Annotated in this window: 18 protein-coding genes and 1 pseudogene; 9 read left to right on the top strand and 10 right to left on the bottom strand. The window is 69.4% G+C overall.

The window, feature by feature from the left end; all coding sequences use genetic code 11:
• The 4 genes and pseudogenes from AC1DWP_RS18070 to AC1DWP_RS18055 form a co-directional block, all read left to right on the top strand.
• Positions 1-189, top strand: a pseudogene (locus AC1DWP_RS18070) (hypothetical protein); the annotation flags it as partial.
• Between the two features lie 521 nt (positions 190-710).
• Positions 711-1,523 (top strand): SH3 domain-containing protein, encoded by an 813-nt coding sequence (locus tag AC1DWP_RS18065; RefSeq protein WP_477615876.1) that lies wholly within the window; start codon positions 711-713, stop codon positions 1,521-1,523.
• Between the two features lie 241 nt (positions 1,524-1,764).
• On the top strand, positions 1,765-4,197 hold the full coding sequence (locus AC1DWP_RS18060; protein WP_477615875.1) for a putative bifunctional diguanylate cyclase/phosphodiesterase: 2,433 nt from the start codon (positions 1,765-1,767) through the stop codon (positions 4,195-4,197).
• Between the two features lie 232 nt (positions 4,198-4,429).
• Positions 4,430-7,759, top strand: coding sequence for a DUF7507 domain-containing protein (locus AC1DWP_RS18055; protein ID WP_477615880.1), 3,330 nt, complete (start codon positions 4,430-4,432; stop codon positions 7,757-7,759).
• A gap of 156 nt (positions 7,760-7,915) precedes the next feature.
• Here the strand turns inward: AC1DWP_RS18055 and AC1DWP_RS18050 are convergent, their stop codons facing one another.
• The 9 genes from AC1DWP_RS18050 to AC1DWP_RS18010 form a co-directional block, all read right to left on the bottom strand.
• Positions 7,916-8,134, bottom strand: a complete 219-nt coding sequence (locus AC1DWP_RS18050) for a hypothetical protein (protein ID WP_477615873.1) — start codon at positions 8,132-8,134, stop codon at positions 7,916-7,918.
• A gap of 78 nt (positions 8,135-8,212) precedes the next feature.
• A complete protein-coding gene (locus AC1DWP_RS18045; protein ID WP_477615872.1) occupies positions 8,213-9,748 on the bottom strand; it encodes an RNA polymerase sigma factor in 1,536 nt (511 codons plus the stop codon).
• A 452-nt stretch (positions 9,749-10,200) separates the two neighbouring features.
• Positions 10,201-11,088 (bottom strand): lipase family protein, encoded by an 888-nt coding sequence (locus AC1DWP_RS18040; RefSeq protein WP_477615871.1) that lies wholly within the window; start codon positions 11,086-11,088, stop codon positions 10,201-10,203.
• Positions 11,088-12,158: a CapA family protein gene (locus tag AC1DWP_RS18035; RefSeq protein ID WP_477615870.1), complete on the bottom strand. Its 1,071-nt coding sequence runs from the start codon at positions 12,156-12,158 to the stop codon at positions 11,088-11,090. Before AC1DWP_RS18035 ends, AC1DWP_RS18040 begins: the two co-directional genes overlap by 1 nt.
• A 17-nt stretch (positions 12,159-12,175) precedes the next feature.
• A complete protein-coding gene (locus tag AC1DWP_RS18030; protein WP_477615869.1) occupies positions 12,176-13,873 on the bottom strand; it encodes an ABC transporter transmembrane domain-containing protein in 1,698 nt (565 codons plus the stop codon).
• Between the two features lie 88 nt (positions 13,874-13,961).
• Positions 13,962-15,212 carry a DUF1611 domain-containing protein gene (locus AC1DWP_RS18025; protein WP_477615868.1) on the bottom strand — a complete coding sequence of 417 codons (1,251 nt, stop codon included), beginning with the start codon at positions 15,210-15,212 and terminating at the stop codon, positions 13,962-13,964.
• A gap of 146 nt (positions 15,213-15,358) precedes the next feature.
• Positions 15,359-16,618, bottom strand: a complete 1,260-nt coding sequence (locus tag AC1DWP_RS18020; RefSeq protein ID WP_477615867.1) for an Ig-like domain-containing protein — start codon at positions 16,616-16,618, stop codon at positions 15,359-15,361.
• Between the two features lie 380 nt (positions 16,619-16,998).
• The gene (locus AC1DWP_RS18015) at positions 16,999-17,967 is read right to left on the bottom strand and encodes an alpha/beta fold hydrolase (RefSeq protein ID WP_477615866.1); all 969 of its coding nucleotides are present in this window, start codon (positions 17,965-17,967) and stop codon (positions 16,999-17,001) included.
• 413 nt (positions 17,968-18,380) lie between these two features.
• Entirely contained in the window at positions 18,381-18,716 is a 336-nt protein-coding gene (locus AC1DWP_RS18010; RefSeq protein ID WP_477615865.1) for a hypothetical protein, read from the bottom strand.
• A gap of 339 nt (positions 18,717-19,055) precedes the next feature.
• On the opposite strand from AC1DWP_RS18010, the gene AC1DWP_RS18005 reads away from it, so the two are divergent.
• Both AC1DWP_RS18005 and AC1DWP_RS18000 read left to right on the top strand, forming a co-directional pair.
• Positions 19,056-19,337: a hypothetical protein gene (locus AC1DWP_RS18005; RefSeq protein WP_477615864.1), complete on the top strand. Its 282-nt coding sequence runs from the start codon at positions 19,056-19,058 to the stop codon at positions 19,335-19,337.
• A gap of 9 nt (positions 19,338-19,346) precedes the next feature.
• Complete coding sequence (locus AC1DWP_RS18000; protein ID WP_477615863.1) at positions 19,347-20,258, top strand: PaaX family transcriptional regulator; 912 nt, start codon at positions 19,347-19,349, stop codon at positions 20,256-20,258.
• Here AC1DWP_RS18000 and AC1DWP_RS17995 read toward each other — a convergent pair.
• Entirely contained in the window at positions 20,255-20,674 is a 420-nt protein-coding gene (locus tag AC1DWP_RS17995) for a RidA family protein (RefSeq protein WP_477615862.1), read from the bottom strand. The genes AC1DWP_RS18000 and AC1DWP_RS17995 overlap by 4 nt on opposite strands.
• A gap of 108 nt (positions 20,675-20,782) precedes the next feature.
• Here AC1DWP_RS17995 and AC1DWP_RS17990 point away from each other — a divergent pair, with 108 nt between their 5' ends.
• The 3 genes from AC1DWP_RS17990 to AC1DWP_RS17980 are packed head-to-tail and all read left to right on the top strand — an operon-like array spanning position 20,783 to position 23,053.
• Positions 20,783-21,667 carry a fumarylacetoacetate hydrolase family protein gene (locus AC1DWP_RS17990; protein WP_477615861.1) on the top strand — a complete coding sequence of 295 codons (885 nt, stop codon included), beginning with the start codon at positions 20,783-20,785 and terminating at the stop codon, positions 21,665-21,667.
• Positions 21,657-22,133 (top strand): cupin domain-containing protein, encoded by a 477-nt coding sequence (locus tag AC1DWP_RS17985; RefSeq protein WP_477615860.1) that lies wholly within the window; start codon positions 21,657-21,659, stop codon positions 22,131-22,133. The genes AC1DWP_RS17990 and AC1DWP_RS17985 overlap by 11 nt, the downstream gene beginning before the upstream one ends.
• Entirely contained in the window at positions 22,130-23,053 is a 924-nt protein-coding gene (locus AC1DWP_RS17980; RefSeq protein WP_477615859.1) for an acyl-CoA thioesterase, read from the top strand. Before AC1DWP_RS17985 ends, AC1DWP_RS17980 begins: the two co-directional genes overlap by 4 nt.
• Positions 23,054-23,068: the final 15 nt, after the last annotated feature.

Below are 23,068 nucleotides of genomic sequence, written 5' to 3'. Positions count from 1 at the left end.
TCCTGGCAACAGGTCTCCGTCGGACGCCACCGGGCCGGTGAACGCTGCGACGTCCACGTCGGCCCCGACACCCTCCAGTTCTGGATCGGCAACGAGCTGCTGCGCACCGTGCGACGCGACAGCACCGGCCCCGTCCGCAACAAACGACCCTTGGGAGGTGCACTGACCAAGACCCGCAGGACAAACTGACGTAAGGAGTGTCAAGGATCAACCGACGTAAAACCGTCAACCATCAGCCGAATGCCTACATCGGCTCCCTGATCTGTCCGACTTCTCCTGACGCTTGACGTCGGTTGGCTCGCGGGCGGTTCCGTCCGGAGCCTGATCGCTCGCGTCGGGTGAAGCGCCGCTGCGACCGCGGGAACTGAGCTCCTTCCAGGCGCCCGAGAGGTCGGCGTCCGGCCCTGTCGTCGTAATGCCCAATCGGCCGAATCGGTCTACATGGGGACGGCGCCAAATCAATCTTCGGTCGCGTGAGAGGGAATTCTTCTCGTGTTCGCTCATGCGTTTGGAAACGTGCGGCGCTGTCATTGACAGGCAGTTCTCGAGAATCTCTCCCCAAGGGAAATCGCCATTATCGGCGGAGGTGACTTCGGATGCTTTTCGCACGACAAACAAGGGAAGTCCTGACCGGTGCACGCCATTCGCGGCGGCACCCATCCCCGGGCCGTCAGACACAGCGGTCCCACCCGTCAGCCTGCGGAGCCGCCGTGGGCGCTTTCGCCCTGGCACTTGCACTGGCAGCGCCCGCGGCAACGGGCGAGCCGACCCGCGTCGGCCCGTCGCTGTCGACCGCCCCACCGTCCGCCGCGACGAGGGCGGTGGCCGCACCGGACTGGCCACCCGTGACCAGCCCGCTGGCCGGACCCCGACTCGGGGACCACGCCATGGCTTTGACGTATGCCGCGGCGCAACCCGCTGCGACCGTGCGGCAGGTGTGCGTGAACAGGGCAAACGTGCGCTCCGGCCCGGGCACGGCATACCCGGTCGTCGGCACGCTCGGCCGCGGCGCCAGCGTGAAGGGGCCGGTGGCCAAGGGCTGGCTCAAGCTCCGCAACGGGCAGTGGGTCTCGACCACCGTCACCTGCGCCACCCGTGCCGGTGCCACTCCGAAGGCCGCGGCCAAGGCAGGGTCTGCGCAGTCCTTCCAGGCCTGGGCGCGGGCTCTGGACCCAGCGGGAAGCGCGACGTGGAAGATCGACTACTCCCGCGCCCACACCCAGGGCCCCGTACGCGGCCTGACGGTGTTCCACAGCTGGGGACAAAGCCGCTCGACGGTCTACATCCAGCCCGGCATGAGCTGGGCCAAGACAAGAATGGTCATGGCGCACGAGGCAATTCACGTCAGGCAGATCCGCTATGGCGGCTTCCGTCATTCCCTCAATGTGTTCGGTTCCATTCCCGGAATGGAGCGCGCGGCCGACTGCGGCGCGAGTCTCACGCTGAGGTACGTGGTCCGCGGCGGCTGCTCCTCGGCGCTCACGGCGCCGGTCCGCAAGCTTCTCTCCGGGCGGGCCGCCTAGGGCAGTTCCCTCGCCTCGACGGCCACGGCAGTGAAGGGGCCCCGCGCGATCCGTAAGGGGACGGATCCACGCGGGGCCCCGGCCGGCGTTCCCGCCGGCCGGTCAGTCATCAGGGGGTGACCGACCACCACCAAGACGCCTCGCCGGCACGGGGTCTTACGCACGAAGAAAGGTGGGCCATGCGCGTAATGAGTGGCCTTCGAAGTCGTCTCATCAGCGACGGTTCCCACAGGCGAGCCGCATGTCGTGGTCGACGGCGCGGGGATGGCGGCCCGAGCCGGACCAGCCAGACCGGAGGAAGTACACCTCGATGCTCGCGATCGACGCACACGGGACGACCGTGATGGCCCCAGGGGCCGGGCTCCCCGGCCGTGCCGCGGAGCTGAAGGACGAGCTGTTTCGTCGTCAGGTCTTTGCGCACATGCGTCTGGCCCCCAGGGCCAACGTCGCGAATGCGATGAGCGTGTTGGTCCTGTGGCTGTACGTCATCGCGCCCCAGCACCCCGCGTTCGGCGCGGTGTGGGTGCCCCTGGCCCTCTTGGCGGCGGGCGTCCGCTCGACGGTGTGGTGGATCAGCGAACGCAACGGGACCGCCCCTCGGGACCTGGCCGGAAGCCAAAGGGTCTTTCGCATCACCGCCCTCGAGATCTCGGTCCAGGGCGTCCTCAACACCAGCTTGGCGTTCTACGTGCTCCCGAATGTCGACCCGGGGCGTCAGGTCGTGCTCGTGGCCACAGTCGCCGGGATCATGGGTGCGGGTGCCGTGGTGCTTTCGCCGCTCAGGCCCATCGGCATTCTCTGGGTCGCCATCCACATGGCCGGATTCGCTCCGGCCTTCTTCCTCATGGAGCAGACCGCCTACTACGTCATGACGCTGCAGGTGCTCGTCTACGGGGGAGTCCTGATCGTCGGAGTCATGTACCTGTCGAACTCCTTCGAGCGACGATCGGTCGCTGAGTTCACTGCTCGGCAGGCTCAGCAGGATGTCGAGCTCCTGCTCGACGACTTCGAGGACGGAGCGCGCGACTGGCTCTGGGAGACCTCACCGCTGGGGGACTTCACGCGCACCTCCGACCGGATGTCCGAGGTGTCGGGAGTCCCGACGGACGAACTTCGACAGCTGACGCTGACCCAGCTCTTGGGGCGACTGGCGAACGACTCCTGGGACGGTGGCGAGGCCATTCAGGAGCTGGGCGACGCCATGGCTCGCGGAGAGGCCATCCGTGACCACGTCATCGCCGTGGTGGTGGAGGGAAAGGAGAGGTGGTGGTCCCTGTCGGCCAAGCCGATGACCACGCGCAACGGGCCCATCACCGGCTGGCGGGGGGTGGGAGTCGACATCACGGACGAGTTCATGCACCGGCAGGAGATGGTCCGACTGGCAGAGACCGACCCCCTGACGGCCCTCGCCAACCGGCGCAGGTTCAACGAGAGACTCCAGTCGAGCCTCGCCGGGCGGGAACGGCCTGGTCCCAGTTACCTGGCGATCTTCGACCTCGACAACTTCAAGTCCGTCAACGACACCTTGGGTCACGGGGTGGGCGACGAGCTCCTGCAGCAGGTCGCCACTCGCATGCTGGCCCACAGCAACGGTGACTTCGTCGCTCGACTCGGGGGTGACGAGTTCGCCGTCATCGCCCAGCCCGAATCGACTCCGGACTTCCCGGAGGTGTTGTTCGCCCGATATCAGGCGTCCTTTGCCGAGCCCTTCACGATTCGGGGAAACCGGATCGAGATGAGTGCCAGCGTGGGGTGCACCCACGCGCTCCCGCTGAGCATCAGCGCCGACGAGATGGTGCGGATGGCCGACTTGGCCCTGTACGACGCGAAGGGAGTCGGGCGCGGCCGGATGAGCTCCTTCACCCAGTCGATGAGCGTCCGCGCGCGGGAGCGGGCTTCCCTCCTGGCCGACCTGGCTGGCGCCATCGAGCACGACGAGTTCCTGTTCCACTTCCAGCCTCAGCACGACGTGCGCACGGGCAGGGTCGTGGCGACCGAGGCGCTCCTGCGCTGGCAGCATCCGACGCGCGGTCTCCTCGTGCCCGCGGACTTCCTCGAGCTCGCAGAGGAGTCCGGACTGATCGTGCCCATCGGTCAGGTCATGCTCCGCCACGCCTGCCGGGAGCTGTCGCGACTGGGCCGCGGCGTCCGACTCGCGGTGAACGTGTCCGCGGCCGAGCTGGGCGCTGCGGGGTTCCTGGACCACATAGAGGCCGCCCTGATCGAGTTCGCTGTTCCGCCCCGCCTGTTGGAGCTGGAGGTGACGGAGTCCGCAGCCATCAGCGACCACTCGATCTCGCTGCTGCACGAGCTCCGTCACCTCGGGGTGCGCATCGCGATCGACGACTTCGGGACCGGCTACTCCTCACTCAACAGTCTCCAGCGGATGCCCGTGGACCTGCTCAAGGTGGACCGCGCCTTCGCGGCTGCACTGACCACCAGCGACGCGCGCTCGGGCCAGACCGCTGTGGCGGTCATGAAGGCCGCGGTCGACATAGCAAGCGCGTTGGGAATCAGCACCCTCGCGGAAGGAATCGAGCGCCCGGACCAGCTCAGCCAGGTCCGGGCACTTGGGTTCGACCTCGTCCAGGGTTTCTTCCTCGCCTCGCCGACCCCCGCCGTGACCCGCCACCTTTCCGTCGTGGAGGCGCCTCTGGAGGTTGACGAGCGCTGACGCGCAGCCTCTCCCGGACGGGCAGCACGGGGGTCGACCCGAACGCCGCAGGCCAGCCTCTGCCTGGAGCCAGCGTCACAAACGGGCATAGAGGTGGTCCTACTAGCGACATCTCATGACCCGGGGGGAGAAGAGCGTGAAGGCAGTGCGGCCTGTAAAGGGACCTGTTGGTGCGAGGACCAGAGGGCGACGGGGGACGGCCTCGGCGGTCCTGCTGAGCCTCCTCGCAGTGATGGGGGCGGCCGGGCTCGCCCTTCCCGCGAACGCCGCCCCGGGCAGCCCGGGTGTTCCCCAGGCGGGGACGCTGCTCTACAGCGAGGACTTCTCCGCCGTGGACGCCAGCGCCGCCCCGATTCGCATCGGCGCCTACGTCGGCGGCGCGGCGGCAGACGGCGAGACGTATGCCGCGGACGCGGCCTGGGCGCCGGGGGCCGGCGCCTGCAACGGCTGGGTGATGCGGAAGGGCTCCGGTCTGCCGGCGAACGGGGGCACCCCTGCCGTGACGAACAACGACCAGTGTGGGCGGAACGCTGCCTGGACCATCCTCGGCGACATGGCGGACGCCATGGGCCGCTACCAGGGGATGACGCTCGCGCAGTCTGCCCAAAACCAGATCCTGAGCGAGTACACGAACAGCACCACGGGTGCGCAGTCAGCCGGACTCCAGCTCCAGACCACCAACAACTCCATCCCCACGATCGCCGGGCACTTCTACGCCGTCTCGGGGATCTTCGCCGAGACCAACTGCTTCAGCAACCACGCCGAAGAGGAGCTGGCGATCCTCATCAACGGGGTCCCGACGGTGGTCGGCACGAACCTGGACCCGTGCACCGACCCCAGCAGGGTGGTCTTCTCGATCAACGCTGCCAACTTCAGTGTGGCCAAGCTGCAGTCCAACGCCTTCCGGGTGCCGGTCACCGGGGCGACGCCGACTCTCGGGTTCCGCGTGCGTAACCTGCAGGCCAACGGCAACGGCAACGACGTCGGCTTCGACCTGCCCCAGCTGGTGGACGTCACCCCGCAGCTCGACAAGGCCTTCTCGCCCACGACGATTGCCCAAGGTGGCACCTCGACGTTGACTTTCACGGTCACGAACACCACCGACCTGATGGCCAAGAACGGGTGGTCGTTCACCGACGACCTGCCCGCCGGGCTCGTGGCCTCCGGGCCGGTTGGAGGCACGTGCGACCTGACGTCCAGCAGCGTGACCAGCGGCACCATCAGCGCCACGGGGGACCTCGCGCAGGGTGAGGTCTCGTGCACCATCACCGTGCAGGTCACGAGCAACACCCCCGGTGTCTACAGCAACTCGGGGTGCACGGACCCGACCGGGGCCCCGATCCCGAACTGCACCAACAACATCTCGACCATCGTCGGGCTCTACCCGCCGGGTTCGACACCGCTGACCGTTCTCCCGGAGGTCGACCTCTCGATCACGAAGAGCGCGAATCTGGACTCCTACACACCGGGCCAACCGATCACCTACACCGTGACGGTCCACAACGACGGCCCGAGCGACGCGGTCGACGCGACGTTCAGCGATCCCATCCCTGCTGCGGTCACCAGCCCCACCTGGACGTGCGCCGTGACCGCGGCGGGAACAGCGACGTTGCCCCCGTCGGGGCCGACCGCCTGTGGGGCCAGCGGCGCCGGTGACATCACGGACACGGTGCGCGTCAACGTCGGTGGCACGATCACCTACACCGTCACGGGCGTCGTCGCCGCCGGAACCACCGGCGAGATCCTCAACACGGCGACCGTCGTGCCTGCGGTGGAGACGACCATCCCCCTCATGCCCGGCGGGGGTCCCGACCACACCCCGGGTTCGACGACGACGGTCCCCACCGTCGATGCCAACTGCCCGCCCGCGCCAGGAGTGGGTTGCTCGGCCTCGGTCGCGACTCCGGGCAGCTCGATCGGGGTCGTCAAGTCCATCACCTCGGTCAGCGATGCCAACAACGACGGCCTGACCGACGCCGGCGACGTCATCCACTACCGGATCGTGGCGACCAACACCGGTCAGTCGACCCTGACGGGGGTCACGGTCACGGACGTGCTCGCGCCGCCCGCCGGGCCCGCCCTGACCCTGGTGTGCAGCCCGGTGACCCCGGCGACGCTGGCGCCGGCGGCCGCCATCGTCTGCACAGCTGACTACGTGATCACTGCCCAGGACGCGAAGGCGGGCCACGTCGACAACACCGTCACAGCCACCGGCACACCGCCGGACGGGCCCAACGTCACCGCCACGGACACGGCCACCCAGCCCACTCTCGCGGCCACGCCCGGGTTGACGCTGGTGAAGTCGGCGAAGATCACCAAGGATGCGGACGCCGACGCGTTGGCCGGTGTCGGTGACGAGGTCACGTTCTCGTTCACGATCAAGAACACCGGGAACGTGACGATGGACACCGTGGCTGTCAAGGACCAGCTGGTCGCGCCCGCCGGTCCGGAGGTCGCCGTGATCTGCCCGTCGGGCCCGTTGGCTCCGGGGGCGACGATGGTGTGCACCTCGAGCGCGTACCTCGTGACCCAGGCGGACGTGGACAAGGGGTCGGTGGCCAACTCGGCCACGGCCTCGGGCACGCCGCACGGGGGCACCACCGCGGTCGTGACGGACCCGTCGGAGACCACGACTCCGACGCCTCCGAGGACGCCCGGGTTGTCGCTGGTCAAGTCCGCCGAGATCACCAAGGACGCGAACGACGACCGCTTGGCCGGCGTGGGCGACGAGATCACCTTCGGGTTCACGATCAGGAACACCGGGAACGTGACCTTGACGAACGTTTCCGTCAAGGACGAGCTCGTTGCCCCAGCCGCTCCTGCGGTATCGGTGACGTGCCCGTCGGCGGCCCTGCTTCCAGGCGCCACGATGGTGTGCACCTCCAGCGCGTATCTCGTGACCCAGGCCGACGTGGACAAGGGCTCGGTGGCCAACATCGCCACGGCGTCGGGCACTCCTCCGCGGACGACGACGCCTGTGGTCTCAGACCCATCAGCGACCGCCACCCCGACACCCGAGGCGGCCCCCGGGCTGGTGATGGTCAAGTCGGCGAAGATCACCAAGGACGCCAACGACGACGGGCTGGCCGCTGTCGGTGACGAGATCGTGTACTCCTTCCACGTCGACAACACCGGCAACATCACGCTGAAGGCCGTTGAGGTGGACGACCGCAGGCTCGCCGACCTCGGCATCTCTGTGACGTGCCCGTCCACGACCCTGGCGCCGGGCGAAGCGATGGACTGCACCTCGAGCGTTTACGTCGTGACCCAGGCCGACGTCGACGCGGGGCGGGTCCGCAACGTGGCGACGGCCGACGGGGAGACCCCGCCACCACCTGGGAGCCAGACGCCGGGCACGGTGACGTCCCCGCCATCGACGGTCGACGTTCTCACGTGGACCGAGGATGACCTGCCGCCGTTCCTCGGGTTCACCGACCCCCCGGTGCTCGCGTTCACCGGTTCGAACGCCATCCCCCTGGTGGCCGCTGGGGTCCTGCTCCTGATGACGGGACTCGGGCTGGTGATGGTGGCGCGTCGGCGACGGGGGTCGCAGAGTGCCTGACCTGGGCGCGGTCACCACCCGCGGCGACGAGTAGGCGCGCACGGCGGGCGGGAGAAACACCCGCCCGCCGTCGTGCTGCCCACTAGGACCTCTGCCCGCCGGGACCCCTGCCCCCTGGGACCTCTCCCCCCCGGGACCCCTGCCCCCTGGGACCTCTCACCCGGCTCCAGTAACCAGCGTGTTGCCGTACTGGCCGTTCTCCTGCACGAGGTGGAGCGACGCGGCATACACCTCCACCAGCGCCTCGAGCAGGCAGCAGGGATCCAGGAGGTAGGAGCGATGGAACTCGTGGTTGAGGAAGCTGACCCGATCGACGGCCTGCACGAGCTCGTCGAGCACTAGCGACGACACCGAGATCCGTTCCGGAATATCCATGACGAGCTCCTTCGTGGGACGCGCGGGTTCACGTCTGGGGCGATGACCACGACGCGAGGGACGGGCCGGACGGCGGTTTTACGGGGGCCATGTGGCCTCGATCGACCCCTGGGCGGGCGAACCATTGCCATAGGTCCCCTCAACGGTCGCGCGGACCAGCCCGCGTGCCGCCGCAGTCCAGGTCGTGTGGATGGTGCCCGACCACGTCACGACCTGGGCGTTGGCGGCGGCGCACCGGATGCTCGTCTGGCTCTGGGTGCAAGAGGTCCAGTCGCCCGTGGCGTGCGTCAAGGTGACACCCGTGGGCACCTCCAGGACGAGTGTGGGCGGGCCGACAACGCCCTCGACGGAGGCTCTGATGGTGGTGGCCGTGTCGGTTCGGGCGCCCCCGATCGCCAGGTCGACGGCCATCGGACTCGTCCGGGCCGCAGGGGTGGTGGGGGCAGGGCTCGTCGGGTTCACGACGGATGTGGGCCGGGGGCGGGGGCGGGGGACGGTGGGTCGTGGCGGCGTGCTCGTGCGGGGTGGAGTCGTGACCGGGGTGGCTGGTCGCCTTGGCCGCTGGGTCACGGTCGGCGCAGGGGCCGGGGCGCCTTGGGTGCTCGGGCTGGTCGGGCTGCTCGCCGACGGCTGGGTTACGCGGGGGACCTCCGCTGAGGCCGGTGGCGTGGGCAGTCCGTCCGGCCGCACGGCCAGGATGATCGCGAGGATCACACCAACCGCGGCGGGGCCCATGAACCAGCGGGCTCGGGGACGTGCGGTGGAAGGGGACAGGGCCGTTGCGGGCCACCCGGTTGCCCCGGCGCCAGCACCCAGGCCGCCGGCGAGCATCGAGGAGGGAAACAGGCCCAGGATGGCGGGCCCGAGCACGCCCGCCAGGTTGCGGTCGACTGCTCTGAGCTCCTCCATGCGCCTCGTACAGCCGAGGCAGGTGGCCACGTGGCTCACCAGCGCGTCCGGTGCTCCGGCCTCGGACACCGTCAGGTCGGCGAGGCCGTCGACAAAGGGCTTGCACCCGGCATCCACCCCTCGGTCCGAGAGGTGCGCGCGAAGGTACGCCAGTCGAAACCCGCGCCGAGCTCGCTTGGCCAGGGCGGCCACGCCGTTGGGGGAGAGCTCCATGGCGCGGCCGACCTCGATGTTGCTGTCCTTGTCGACAGCCGTCCGCCACAGCACGATCTGCCACCGCTTGGGCAGATCCGCGAACGCGAGGCGCACCAGCTCGAGCTCGGACATGTGGACTGTGGTGTCCGGGGTGGCACGGTCGAACACGGCCACATCGTCGGTGATGACATCACCCGACGACGGCCGTCGAGCTCGGCTCGCGGCCAGGTTGCGCACAGAGGTCACGAGATAGGCGCGCACGGAGGTGGTGGGCCCGGCGCCCGAGGCAAGGGCCGACAGCATTCCCGCGAACGCGTCGGAGGCAATCTCCTCGGCGTCCCGCGGTTGCCGGGTGACCCGTCGTGCGGCCAGCAGCACCGAGGGGTAGTGCCGGGTCCAGAGCTGGACGGCCGCTTCCTGATCGCCTTGGCGAGCGCGCTCGACCAGGTCCACGTCTGGCTCGACGGTGCCTGCCGCATCGACGGGGTCGTCGGGGTCGCCGTCATCCACGGTCTGTGCCTGATTCTGGCTCCGCGACTGCTCCGGCTGGCTCTCGCAGCTCTTCGGGCTCGGCTGGGTACAGTGCCGCGACGCGAAAACGGACCTCCCCGGTGCCCCCGGCTGCCAGGTCGGCTCGATGCTCTGCCTCCGCCACCGTGAGTGCAGCCAGGGCACTGGGGTAGGGGCCTGAGTAGCTGGCCGGCGGACACCCCGGGACCATCGCTATGACGACATGGGGCATGTCGATCTCAGCGACCTCCATGGAGTACATGATTCGAGCCACGAGCTCCATGTCTCCAGGTCCCTGGCGAAATACCGATTCGCTCACCGCTGAACCTTTCCTACCGGGCACACGACTCCTCCTAGGACTGTGACGTCTGAAAGGTCAATTGGTGACGCGGGAAGCGTGGAACCCGTCATGGGTGGTTGCATCGCCCAGCCGAACCATGGGCGCCGACGCGCTAGCGCGCGAAGACGGCGGCGGCCTCCGCGGACATTGGCGCGTGGTCGTGCGCGACCCCGGGGACGACGCGCAGCGTCCACCGAAACGGTGTTCCACGGCTGCGCGCCTGTTCGCCCCCCACCCGGTAGAACTCCTCGCCACGCTCGATCCGCGTCTGACCCTGCCGAGAGGCTCCTGCGTCCTGTCGGAGGTTCTCGTCCTCGACGTCCTCGCTGCCCAGCAGCACGGTGAGGTCACGGGAGAACAGGCCGTCGAGGTCCACTGGTGCCGGCGCGTGCTCCAGGCCGTAGGGGAAGTCGACGTCGGGATCAGGAGCCGTGTACCAGCCGGCGTTCGCTGCGACCGCCCGCCGGACACGGGCCTTCGGTTCGAACTCCAGGTACCGGTGGACGAACTGAGCGCCTGCAGAATGGCCGAACAGGTCGAAGGTGGGGTCCCGCACACCGGTCAGGGCTCGCACCTGGTCCACCAGGGGTTCGATGTAGGCAAAGGACCAGTCCTGCGCGGGCCGTGCGTCTCCGGACTCGTCCACCGTGCCCCCAAGGTTGTAGCCCGCGGCCCCCGGAAACGCCGCTTGGTCGAACTGTGGCGCGACCACCACCCATGGGCGGTCCTTCACCAGCGACGTCCACGAGTCGCGGTAGTCGCGCGCGTTCCTGTTCGTTCCGTGCATCACGACGACCACTCGTCCGGTCGCCAGGTCACCCGAGCCGACTGCATAGAAGACCCTGATCGGTGCCGCACCGGCGGGGGCGAACTCGAACGAGCCAGTTCCCGTGAGGCCGGCCCCCTGGACGCCCGCCGCATGGTCGACGGCCTGGCTGCAGGCCGTGGCGCCCAACGCCGTCATCAGCAGCAACATCCCAGTGAGCTGTAGCCGTCGCATCAGAAGGAGAGGGATGCCCGGTTCTGAATCCAGCTCACCGCCGGACCGAGAATTCGGTGGGCCGCCTCGAGGGGTGCGGCAGGGCAGGCCCGTGTCACGTACCCGTTCAGGAGGTTGTCAGTCTGCACGCAGTCCAGCAGCAGAGTTCCGCGGCCGTTCGCGTCCCAACGAAGATGTGCGACGGCGCCCACCCCGACCTTGCCGTAGCTGGCAAACCTGCCTGGTGCGCCGAAGGTGAGGTTGCCGAGACTGTAGGCGACCGGGATGCCTCGCACGATCTCGATCGGCTGCAGCACGTGGGGACCGGTACCGATCACGGCGTCGTACCCCGCGTCGACGAGCAGCCCGGCCCAGTACCGTTGCTGCGCATTGATGTCCGCGTAGTTGTCGCCCCAGTGGACGAAGGCGACCACCTTCGAGGCTCCTGCGCGCTTCGCCGTGATGACCCCTCGCTCGATGACGTCGGGACTGAAGGGAACCATTCCCGGGGTGGTCGGCGTGCTTCGCTGGGCCGGCCCGAAGTTCTCGCCCAGCGCCACCACCGCAACCGTTTCCTGACCTGACCTGAGGACGAGCGGCCGCATGGCCTCTGCTCGACGGGCGCCGGCGCCGAACGTCGAGAGGCCAGAGGCCGCCGCCGTCCGCTCGGTCTCTGCCAGACCCGCCGCGCCACGATCCATGGCGTGGTTGTTCCCGAGGCCGAGCACGTCCACCCCCGCTCGGCCCAGGGCCGCCGCTCCGGGCAGGCCGACCGCATAGGAGTACTTCGCGCCGGGATTGGCGGGCACGGCCACCGTCGTGATCGGGCCTTCGGCATTGACGATCGTGACGTCCCCGGACATCAGCATCACGCGCACGCCTGCGAGCGGTGCGTCGAAGCCGGCGGTGGCGATCAGGCGTTCTGCGCCATCGCCCAGCATGGTGTCACCCCCGAACGTGAGGTCGATGGAGCCGTCCGTGCCGGCGCTGACCGATCGGGTGACCACGTCGGGCGGGGGTGCCGCCATGCCGGTCAGCTGCCATCCGACCGACCCGAGGCAGAGTGTCGTCGCGGCCCCGAAGCCGGTCATCAGCCGACGGTCGCGCCTCAGGTGTTGACGACGGGCCATCGGTTCCCCCGGGGTGTGCGGCTCGTCCACAGCTCTTCGCGGTAGGTGCTGCTGGCCTTCACCTCGACACATTGCCCGCCGTCCACGACCCAGATCAGATCGGCCTCGGCCAGGTCGTCCGGCTCGTCGGTGCACCAGAGAACGGTTCCCCGATGACGCAGGACCATGGCACGAGCCAGGGTTCGACTGGCCGGGTCGAGGCCCTCGAAAGGCCGGTTCAACAGCAGGATCGGAGGGTTTCCCATCAGCGCCCGGCCGAGGGCGATCAGCTGTCGGTCAGCGGACGGAATGTTCTGTCCGCCCTCGACGAGCCACTCGGCCACACCCGAACCCCCCATCCGCGGAAGGACCTGGTTGAGTCCGAGCCCGAAGGCGATCCGCTGGACCTCGGCCGCGGAGGCGGCCCCCGCAGCGTAGGTCAGGTTGCGCCTGACCGTGCCGCGCATGAGTGGCAGGTCGGGACTGACCATGCCCACGGCGCGACCGATCGAGCCGGGGTAGGTGGCCACGAGATCCTGGTCGTCGATCGTGACGGTCCCGGCATCGGGGTCCACGAGTCTGGCGATGAGGTCGAGCACCGTGCTTGCACCAGAACCCGCCCCACCAGTGATGGCCACCACGGTCCCGGGTGCCGCTTCGGCGGAGAAGCCCTTGAGGGTGCCCTCCACCGTGACGCCGTCGAAGCGGATGCGGCCTCGGCGCACCTTCAGCGGCGCGAGGAGCTCAGCCTCGATGGCGCGGCTCGAGCTCGCGAGGAAGTCCCCGATCTTCTGGCGCGACACCAGCCCCCGGTGCCAGTAGTCGTGCATCAGTCCGAGGGTCCTGACCGACCTCGTGAGGAAGCGTGCGATCAGCACCTCGAGCAGGACCGTGGAAGGAAGAACAGCGCCGTTGCGGGCTTCGACGACACCGGTGGCCACCACGGCGGCGGTCGCCACCATGCTGGTGCCGGTGGCAATTCCGCGCAGCCGACCCCGCAAGGTGGCCACCCGCCCCAGCGCTCGGTTGAGCGAGTCGTTCTGGCGGGAGAGCCTGGCGTACTCACCGCCCGCACGGCCCGACACCTGCGTCACGGCGAGGGCATTGATCTGCTCCGCGATGTTGCCGATGACCAGCGAGCGTCGCCGCCGCATCGTGCGCGTGGCGGACCGCATCGTCTGACCGCTGTAGAGCGACACCGCGGCACCAAGGCAGAGGACGGCCACGAGGGCGGACGCCATGGCACGGTCCAGGACGAACGCGCCCGTCAGGCCTGCCATCAGCGTGATGACGGCCGACGAGCCCTGAAGCTGGCCACGGCTGAGCCACATGCGCAGCATCGAGAGGTCTCCGGTGAGCCTGAGCAGTAGCCCGCCACGGGCCCGATGCACGAGGTGCGAGGGGAGCATCCGCTGCAGGTGGCCGTACATGTCCATGCGGAGTCGACGGACGACCTCGTAGCCGGCCTTCTCGGTCACGCTGAACTCGATCGCCCGCATGATCCCCAGTGCCGCGCCGAGGGCGGCGAGGGCGAGGCAGCCCAGCAGGGAGTCTCGATACTGGCGTTCAGCGGCGAATCCCACGCCTGTCGGCTCGAGAGCGTCGACGACGTGGGCCAGCAGCAGGATGAAGGTCAGGAGGCAGGCGCCTTGCCCGAGGCCCAGCGCAAGAACGACGACCCTGGCCGCGCGCGACACGCGAAAGGAGGCAGGGGACGTGCGTCTGTCGCCGCCCGGGCGAGGCCCGGGACCGGTCTCTCCCGGAGGAAGTCGCCCATCCACGAGGTCAGCCCGCCTGCGGGATCAGGCGACCGGTGGCGAACGCTTCTCCCCGTAGGGCGTCGCTCGACTGGAAGCCGGCCACGGAGGACGGTGAGGTGGCCGACTCGACGGGGGACGGGTCCATCTGCATCGTCAGGTCGAGCCCGGCGAGCTCGACGGGCCAGGCGGCATCCAGCGTGGGGTCCGGTTCACGAGCCAGACGTGGGTCCAGGCCGAGCGCGGGGATGACCAGCTCGGGAGTCTGGAGCTCGGGGATCCCCCACACGGGAAGGCCGGTCGCCTCCTGGGCCTCTCGGATCGCGAGCGGGGAGCGCGTCAGCATGCCCGACACCGCAGCGACCTCGAAGCCTCGCTCCCGCAGGTGGCTGACGCCGTGCGCGGCGCCCATCGCGTCGGAGGCCGCGAGGACCACGACGTCGAGCAGCTCGTGGACGACCGGCGAGGTCAGCAGCATCCTGTTCTCCTGCTGGAACACCCCGTCAGCGATCTCCACGAAGTTGACGCCGCATCCGGCAAGGGACAGCTGGGACACCAGCTGGGTCATCGCCGATTCGAGGACGGGGATCGGCTGCCGGAAGGTCGAGGCCAGACCCGCGTCCGTGAAGTCGAACATCCGGTGAGCGCCTGCATCCAGCATCACCCAGAAGTCGTTCCCCGAGCCGGTGCCGGTGACCTTGACCGACCCGGGCAACATGCCGACCTTGCTCAGCCCGTGAAGGAGGTAGTGCATGGTCGTGGTCTTGCCGGCGTTCATCGACGTCCCGAGAACGGCAACCGTCCTCGGCCGCACAGGGGGCGGAACCACGTCGGGAAGTCGGAAGTCCCAGACGTTCAGCGGCCTGCCGTACTCGTCGCCGACCAGGCCCAGCGGAATGATGTCCGTGGCACGCCGGACGGCCCTGCTGTGGGAAATCGATTGGGACGCGATCCCCCCGGAGGCCACCAGCTGGACACGGCCCAGGGAGGACGGTACGTGGGACTCGAACTGGTCCGTGGCGTAGCGGTCGGCGTAGGCGACGACCACCGTGTCCCCGACGTGCAGCGCGCTGCGCCGGCCATCGGGCTGTTCGATCCGCCGGTGCTGCCCCAGGCGCTCGACGTGAGCCAGCACGACATCACCGGACCGCGGACGGATCGCGCCTCCGACGAGGGTCTTCATGGCCGAGCGCGGCACCCGGCGCGTTGCGAAGCTCTGCCTGGCTCGCTGGTTGGTCCCCCCTTCCAACGGCCGGACCCACACGTCTTGTCGAGACATGCCCCCACCCTCCAAAGAAATCCCTGCGACGGGCGTCGCTCCGTGGACGCGGTCCCCCCGACGCCCTGCCTTGCCATCAGTTGAACGAGGGCAGGCGCGGATCGGGTCTAGGACCCGATCCGCCCCCCGCTCACGTCGTCTCACTCCTAGCGTGAGCGCCGGCCCGCCGTCATCAGGCCCGTCCCCGCGATGAGCAGGACCAGCGCGCCAGCCACCGCGGCCATGACGTTGACCCCCGTGAACGCCAGGGCGCCTTCGCTCACCTCGAGAGCCCCGCTGGTGGTGACGACAAAGGGAAGCCCTCCGCCGATCGTCCCGTTCTCCTCCCCTCCGCCTCCCGTGCCTCCCGTGCTGACCGTCGAGGTGGGCGTGGAGGCCGGCGGCGTGGTCGTGGTGCTGGTGCTGGAGGTCGAGCTCGTCGGCGGTGCCGTCGTGCTGGTGGTGGACGTGGTGGACGTGGTGCTCGTCGGCGGTGCGGTCGTGGTGGACGTGGTGCTCGTCGGCGGTGTCGTCGTGGTCGGGGATGGCGTACCGCCTGAGCCCGTTCCCGAGGCGTCCGTGCGCTTCACGACTGACTCGACGGGCAGGACCGTGCCGTCGAACTTCACCGTTGCGTCGTTCGAGTACACGGACCGTCCCGGATCGGTGACGGTGGCGTTGACCCGCACCTCTGCATACTCGCCGGCGGGCACAGCCGACCACGTCACGACAAGGCGGTCCGGGGCGCAGGAGACCGCAGCCGGGACGGTGGCGTCGTCGTAGGGCTCGGCCAGCCTGCCCTCGGACCCGAGTCGTCCTCCGATGTGGGCAGTCACGGAGGCGCAGTCGAGGCTCAGTCCCGGCCCGGGCGTGTCAGTGATGGTCACGGTGGTGGTGTCAGCGGTCGTTGCCGGGGTCCAGACGACTGATCGCGTCTTCGTCTGCCCGGAGTCGAGCCACCACATGTCCTTGCCGGCATCGTCCCGAGAGCCCACGCAGCTCGCGGTGCAGGGCTGGTCGGTACCGACGGGAACCCTGACGACGTCGGACCCCGTCTGGAACTCGAGATCCACCTCCCCGCCAGTGCCGGCAGCACTGTAGAGGGTGACGAACGTGCAGGTCCCGTGGATGTCGGTGGGATGCGAGGCGACGTAGTCAGCCAGGGTGAAGACGACGTGGTCGGCGTCGTCGACGGTCGCGGTGGCGACGACCGAGCCGTCCGGGGCGAAGAGGTTGAAGCTCTTCGCCCCGAACCAGTTGAGCTGGTCGGGCAGGGTGAGGTCGAACGTGTCGCCCGGGTCTGATCCGTCAGGGACCGCCCACGTGCAGGCGAAGGTGACTTCGTCGCCCTCGTCGACGTGGGTGGCCCGGGTCGAGATCGAGGTGATCGCTCCCGGGATGTCGTCGGCCCGGGACGGCGGAGCCATGATCAGTAGGGCGGTCAGCCCCAGCAGGACACACGCTCCCACTGTCCCCACCACTCGCTGCCACCGGTTTGTGCCTGTTACCACCATGCGCGAACGCCTCCCCTAGAGCGGCATCGTCGTCGTCCCCCCTGGACTGGCCGGGCGATGCCATCATCAGAAAGGACCGGGGTGTGGCGAAAGGATGACGCGAGCGGGCAGCGGCGGATACGTGACGCCCGCCACTAGCGGGAGGCGTGTGTCAGGAGGCTGCCACCCCGGCCGCCCCTACTCGGTCGGGGTGACAGCGGTCCGCCTACAGAGACGTCGCGCGAGGGAAGTCGTGTCGCCGGACACGTGTCGCCGGACCCGTGCCCCACTGGGGGCACGGGCCCGGCGACACGTCAGCGGAAGAGCAGGGCTCGTGCCGGGGCGGAGCGGATCATCGATCGTCCGTCGTGCCCCACTCCGGGCACGACCGAGAGGGAGTGACCAGCGGGGAGCTGCCCGAGCTGGTCGCGCAGGTGGTTGAAGAACACCTGACCACGTTCCAGCCGGTTCCTGCCCTGGGCGTCCGCCTCGCAGCTGACGTCCAGTTCCGAGTCCCGCAACACGTCCGCACCGCCGAGGAGGAGGGCGACGCGGTGCCCGGCATAGCGCGCGCGCACGTCCCCGGCGGACCGCATGTAGCCGTTCAGCCCGTCCAGGCCGTACTTCCAGGTGTTGTAGCCGGAACACCCGGCCGCCGGGGCGAGGACGGTCCCGCCAGCCCACCTCTGGGCGGTGAGGTACCCGTAGCTCGACGGGTTCGCAGGGACGAACCGGTCGATGGGCGCGTCACTGCCTTCGGCGTAGCGCTGGACGAACTGGCCACCGGCAGAATGCCCGATGATGCGGATGGGAACGCTGCTCCCGAAGGTCTTCCGGACGGCGGCGGTCAGCTGGTCCAGTGCCTCGAAGCTCGAGACCCTGGTGCCGTCCTCGTTGTTGCTGGTGTTTCCCTCGCGCCATCCTGACCCCCAGATCAGCCGACTCTCGTCGTCCGTCTCCGCGTAGGTCGGAAAGTGAGGGGCAACCACGAGGGTCGAACCGAGAACCCCGGCGTCGGAGGCGGACTCCATCGCGTAGCGCGCGTAGTCGCAGTAGTTGCCGGAGGTCCCGTGGACCACGATGACGACCCTGGCGATCGCCTTGCTCCTCACGGCCACGGATCCGTTGCCGCAGTAGTCGACAACCTTCGTGCCGACCGGGAACGTGCGACTCGTCGCGGAAGTGGTGCCAGCGGAGGCTTGGCCCGCGGCGGGGGTCGCGGGCGCCAGCAGGCCGGCCACCAACGAGACGGACGCGATGATGCGCCGGGTCCGAGCGGGCACCGGGAGCACCCGCGCGACGGCGGGGCAGGGGGCCTTGCGGTGGTGGGTCCGGCGGCACGAGACCGGCGGCTCAGTGGATCCGCGCAGATGCCGCTCGGTCCGGCATGCGGTGGAAGGGTGATGGTCAGCCGGGTCGCGCGGGGTCCGTCGTGGTGACCGGATGCGACAGTTCCTGGACAGGTGTGTAGCGATCATGCGAGCGCCTACCTCCATGACAGAGTGGCCTCGGGGCTGGTGCTCCGAGACGACGGTCCCGCAGCCGCCGACCCTCCTCAGGCCCGTCGGAAGGGGTTTGAGGGCGCCGCCGACGGTTCTCGAAAAGCATTGTGCTCGTTGATGTTTCGCTTCTCAGGAGCACCCCTGGGGGGGGTGGGTGGACCGTCACCCTTAAGACCACCTGGCGGGGTCCACGATTACGCAGAGAGTCCGAGGCCCATCTGGTCGGTATCCAGGCCCCGTGTCGGGGACAGCGCCGGCCCGATGTTGGCCATGTTCTGACAGAGAGGGTTCCGGCACGCGTGCGTCAGCACCTGGGCCGCCACGAGGGCATCCACGCCGAATGCCAGGGCGAAACCGAAGCGGTGAGCGATCACCATGCGGTCGTGTGCGATCCAGAACTGTCCGTGCCCACGTCCGGAGACCGCACCGGTCCACGGGTGGCACGCGCCCGGCGCGGCAACGTTCAGCACGCGTTGTCGGTATGCCGCGACGAGGGTGGGAACGCCCATCGACGCGCGCAGCTGGGCCACCGTCACCGGCCTCAACGCCGTCATCGCCGCGAACTCACCTTCACCCTCCGACCGCCCCACCGACAGCACAGCGCACCACCCATACGACGCATACCCGGTCGAACCGTGACGCCGCCCGGGCTGAACCCGCGCGGGTCAGGCCCTCGTGGTCCTGTCGGCAGGGGTGATGGTCGCCGCGCCCTGCCGACAGGACTACGGGATAGACATTCTGGACGGTCCGAATGTGACGCCGGAGGCCCAGCCGTTGCGCCAACCGTTGACAGAACGCCACAAACCGGATGATGATCGCAAGGCTTCAAGCAGCCGGGGCACCAGTCGTCAGCGCCCAGGAGGCTGCAGGTGAGCGAGCCGATCGAGTCCGTCCGCGTGGGTGATCGGGCCACGACGCCCGTCCATTCCGCGTCCGTGCGTGAGCTCCTCACCGAGCTCGCCGAGCTGGAGGACGCCACCCGCGGCCCCGGGGGCTTCGCGGGTCCGGCCGGGACGGTGCAGCCCACGGACCTGCTCGCGGCCCTGGCTCGCGAGCAGGAGATCATCGACGAGCTGCACGCGCGGTGTCCCGAGACCCAGCTCCCCACGAGTCACCTCGACGTCCAAGGCCGCGCCGCCCGGGCTGACTAGGCTGGCGGGGTGCCTCGTCCGTCCGACACCGCAGTCCAGGGCGAAGCCCCGACGGGTGCGTCGCATGCGGGTGAGCCCCAGGCCGGCACCGGTCGGCAGCTCCAGCAGCTGATCGTCACGATCTGCGCTCTCCACGCCCGGGGTGAGCACGACTCCCTGGCTGTGGCCGAGCTCATCAAGCTCCTCGCCACCCTCGACGTCGACGAGGCCGCTACGCGATCGGCGTTGTCCCGCTTGAAGAAGCGCGGCGTCCTGTTGCCGACCCGCAAAGCTGGCAGCGCGGCATACCGGCTGGATCCGCAGCTCGAGGACGTCTTCGAGGAGGGTGACGAACGCATCTTCGCGCCGCGGCGCGCCCAGCCCGGCGACCGCTGGCTGCTGGCCGCGTTCTCGGTGCCGGAGTCGCAGCGGAACCTGCGCCACCAGCTGCGCCGGGTGCTCGCGGGGCGTGGGTTCGGCACGGTGGCCGCTGGACTGTGGATCGCCCCCGAGTTCGTCCACGCCCACCTGCGCCGCGAGCTCGAGCGCGAGGGGTTGCTGGAGTTCGTGGAGTTCTTCGCGGCCGACCTGCTCGACGACCAGGTCGCGCGGCGCGTCGCCGAGTGGTGGGACCTCGACGCGCTGGGTGCCTTGTATGCCGGGTTCCGGGCCCAGTTCGAACCGGTCCGCGAGCGGTGGGGCACCGCTGCGGACGGGTCGGGTCCCCACGGGTCAGGGCCGGATGACGACGCGCGCGCCTTTGCCGACGACGTGCTGCTGCTGACCGCGTGGCGCCGGCTGCCCTACCTCGACCCCGGCCTCCCGGTGGAGTTCCTGCCACCGGACTGGCAGGGGATCGCAGCGGAGCGGCTCTTCTCGGACCTGCACCAGCGGCTGGCCGGCCCAGCGCGTCGCTACGCAGAGTCGGTCATCGGCAGCTAGGCCTGAGGGCGGCGCAGCCGGTCGTCGGGGATGACCGCGACGCCGAGGATCTCGATGAGCGCCTCCGGCTGCCACAGGGCGGTGCAGCCGATGCCGGCCATCGCCGGGTAGACGAGGCCGGCCAGCTCGCGCCAGGCGCGGCCGATCTCGCGGCCGTGCGCCTGGTAGTCGGGGATGTCGGTGAGGTAGATCGTCAGGCTGACGAGGTCCTCCGGGAGGCCGCCCGCCTCGCGGAGGGTGGTCAGCACGTTCCCGAACGCCTGGCGGAACTGCTCGACGATGCCGCCCTCGACGATCTGCATGTCCGCGTCGAGCGCCGTCTGGCCGCCCAGGTACAGCGTGTTGCCGCTGAGCGTGCCGTGCGAGTAGCCGCTCGGAGCGGGCAGCGCGGCCGGGTTGATGGCGACGGGGGTCATGGCGCTCCTCGGGTGGTTCCTGGGCGTGGGCAGTTCGACGCCTGCGACTATTGACTATACGTGACGATCGTGAAATTGTCGCTATACAGCGGACGGAAGGGCGCGAGGATGCGACTGGCCACGGTGGCGACGCCGGACGGTGCGACGTGTGCCGCCGTTTCCCACGACACGTCGCCCTCGTGCGGCGACTGGCTCGCGATGCCTGCCGCCGACCTCTCCGAGCTCCTGGCCCGACCGGACTGGCGCGAGGTGGCCGCGTGCCCGGCCGCCATGGTCGTCGGTGGGCCTGACGCCGTGCTGCTCACTCCGCTGCTCACTCCGCTGCCCAGCCCCGCCAAGGTCATCTGCTGCGGGCTCAACTATGGCGACCACATCACCGAGATGGGCCGCGAGCTGCCGGACTTCCCGACGCTGTTCGCCAAGTACGCCGACACCCTGGTCGGTCCCACCGACGTGATCCACGCTCCTGCGGAGGTGGACCTCGACTGGGAGGCCGAGCTCGCCGTCGTCGTCGGCCAACCCTTACGCCACGCCACCGAGGATCAGGCCCGAGGAGCGATCGCCGGTTACACCGTGGCCAACGACATCTCGGTCCGTGACTGGCAGCGACGCACGCTGCAGTGGTTCCAGGGCAAGGCCTGGGACGCGACGACACCGGTCGGCCCCGTCGTGGTGACCCCGGACGAGGTCGACCCCGAGGCCGGCCTCGAGGTCACCTGCCTGGTCAACGGCGAGACCGTCCAGCGCGGCAACACCAAGACCCTGGTGTTCGGTGCAGCGGCGCTCCTCGCCTACATCTCCGAGTTCACGCTCCTGCGGCCCGGTGACCTCGTGCTCACGGGCACGCCCGGAGGCGTGGGCATGGGCATGAAGCCACCACGGTTCCTCGCCGACGGCGACGTCGTGCGCACGCAAATCGAGGGAATCGGCTTCCTGGACAGCACGATTCGACTAACCCGACACCGATCAAGGAGAGACGCCGATGAACTTTGACGACTACGTGCTCGAAGGAGACCCGTCGCCGTGGGCCCAGCCCGATGGTCGCGTCATCCCCATCGTCACCAAGGCGGGTTCCGAGGACGCGTCGACTGCCGACTCCGGCGGCGCCTACCGCGTGTCCGGTGTCAGCATCCAGCACACACCGGCGCAGCGACTCTGGTACGGCAAGGTCTTCAACAAGCCCGGCTACCGCTCCGTGAACCACCACCACGGCGAGGCCGAGACCGGTGGCTACGTGCTGCAGGGACACGGCCGCATCTACTACGGCGAGGACTTCCGCGAGTACGTCGACATGACCGAGGGGGACTTCGTGTTCGTGCCGCCGTTCATGCACCACGTCGAGTGCAACATGTCGACCAGGCACGACCTGGTCTGGCTGACCACCCGGACTCCCGACAACATCGTCGTCAACCTCGCCGACGTCGACGACTCCATCCTCGAGGGCTTCCGCCGCGCATGAGTGAGCTCGTGACCCCCACCTCGCGGGTGCTGACCGATGCGCTCGCCCTCACCCAGGTCGATGCCGAGGTCTTCGACGAGGCCTACACCGCCACGACGCAGTACTGCCCGTGGCCGAAGGCGTACGGCGGCGACATGGTCGCCCAGGCGACGGTCGCCGCGATCCGGTCGGTCGAGACCGACCGCGGGCTGCACTCGATGCACAGCTACTTCATGCGCCCCGTCGACATCGGCGCGCAGGTGCGTTACGAGGTCGAGCGGCTGCGTGATGGCCGGGGCTACTCCACCCGCCAGGTCCGCGCCTTCCAGGGGGGCAAGGTCGTCTACGTCGCCATGGCCTCCTTCCACGTGCCCGAGGACGGCGGGGAGTATGCCGCGGAGGCGCCGACCGCGGTCCCGGCGCCCGAGGCGCTGCCCAGCTCCGCGGCATACCTCGAGGGGTTCGAGCCGGGGAGTGAGGCGGCCGGGACGATGACCGCGGACTCGCGCGGCTACTGGTCGGGCGGGCGCTCGTTCGACATGCGCCACGTCCCCGGACCGGTCTACGTGCAGGTCGAGGGGGAGCGGGCCCCGCACCAGGCGGTGTGGGTCAAGCCGTTCGACGCGCTGCGCCCGGTCGAGGGCATCGACGACGTCCAGCTGGCCCAGGCGGCGCTCGGCTATGCGTGCGACTACACGATCCTCGAGCCCGTGCTGAGGGTGCTCGGAATGCCTTGGGCGCAAAAGGGTCTGGTCACCGCCAGCCTCGACCATGCGATGTGGTTCCACCGGCCGTTCGCGATGGACGACTGGCTGCTCTACGCCCAGGAGGCGGCCAGTGCCCACGGGGGCCGCGGCCTCGGTCTGGGCCGGTTCTACACCCGATCCGGCGACCACGTCGCCACCGTCGCCCAAGAGGGCATGATCCGCGCAGGTCAGTGATGTCGGAGCGCACGA

It is taken from the genome of Pedococcus sp. P2_F6 (genome assembly GCF_056403675.1).
This window is presented reverse-complemented; position numbering and strand designations above follow the sequence as displayed.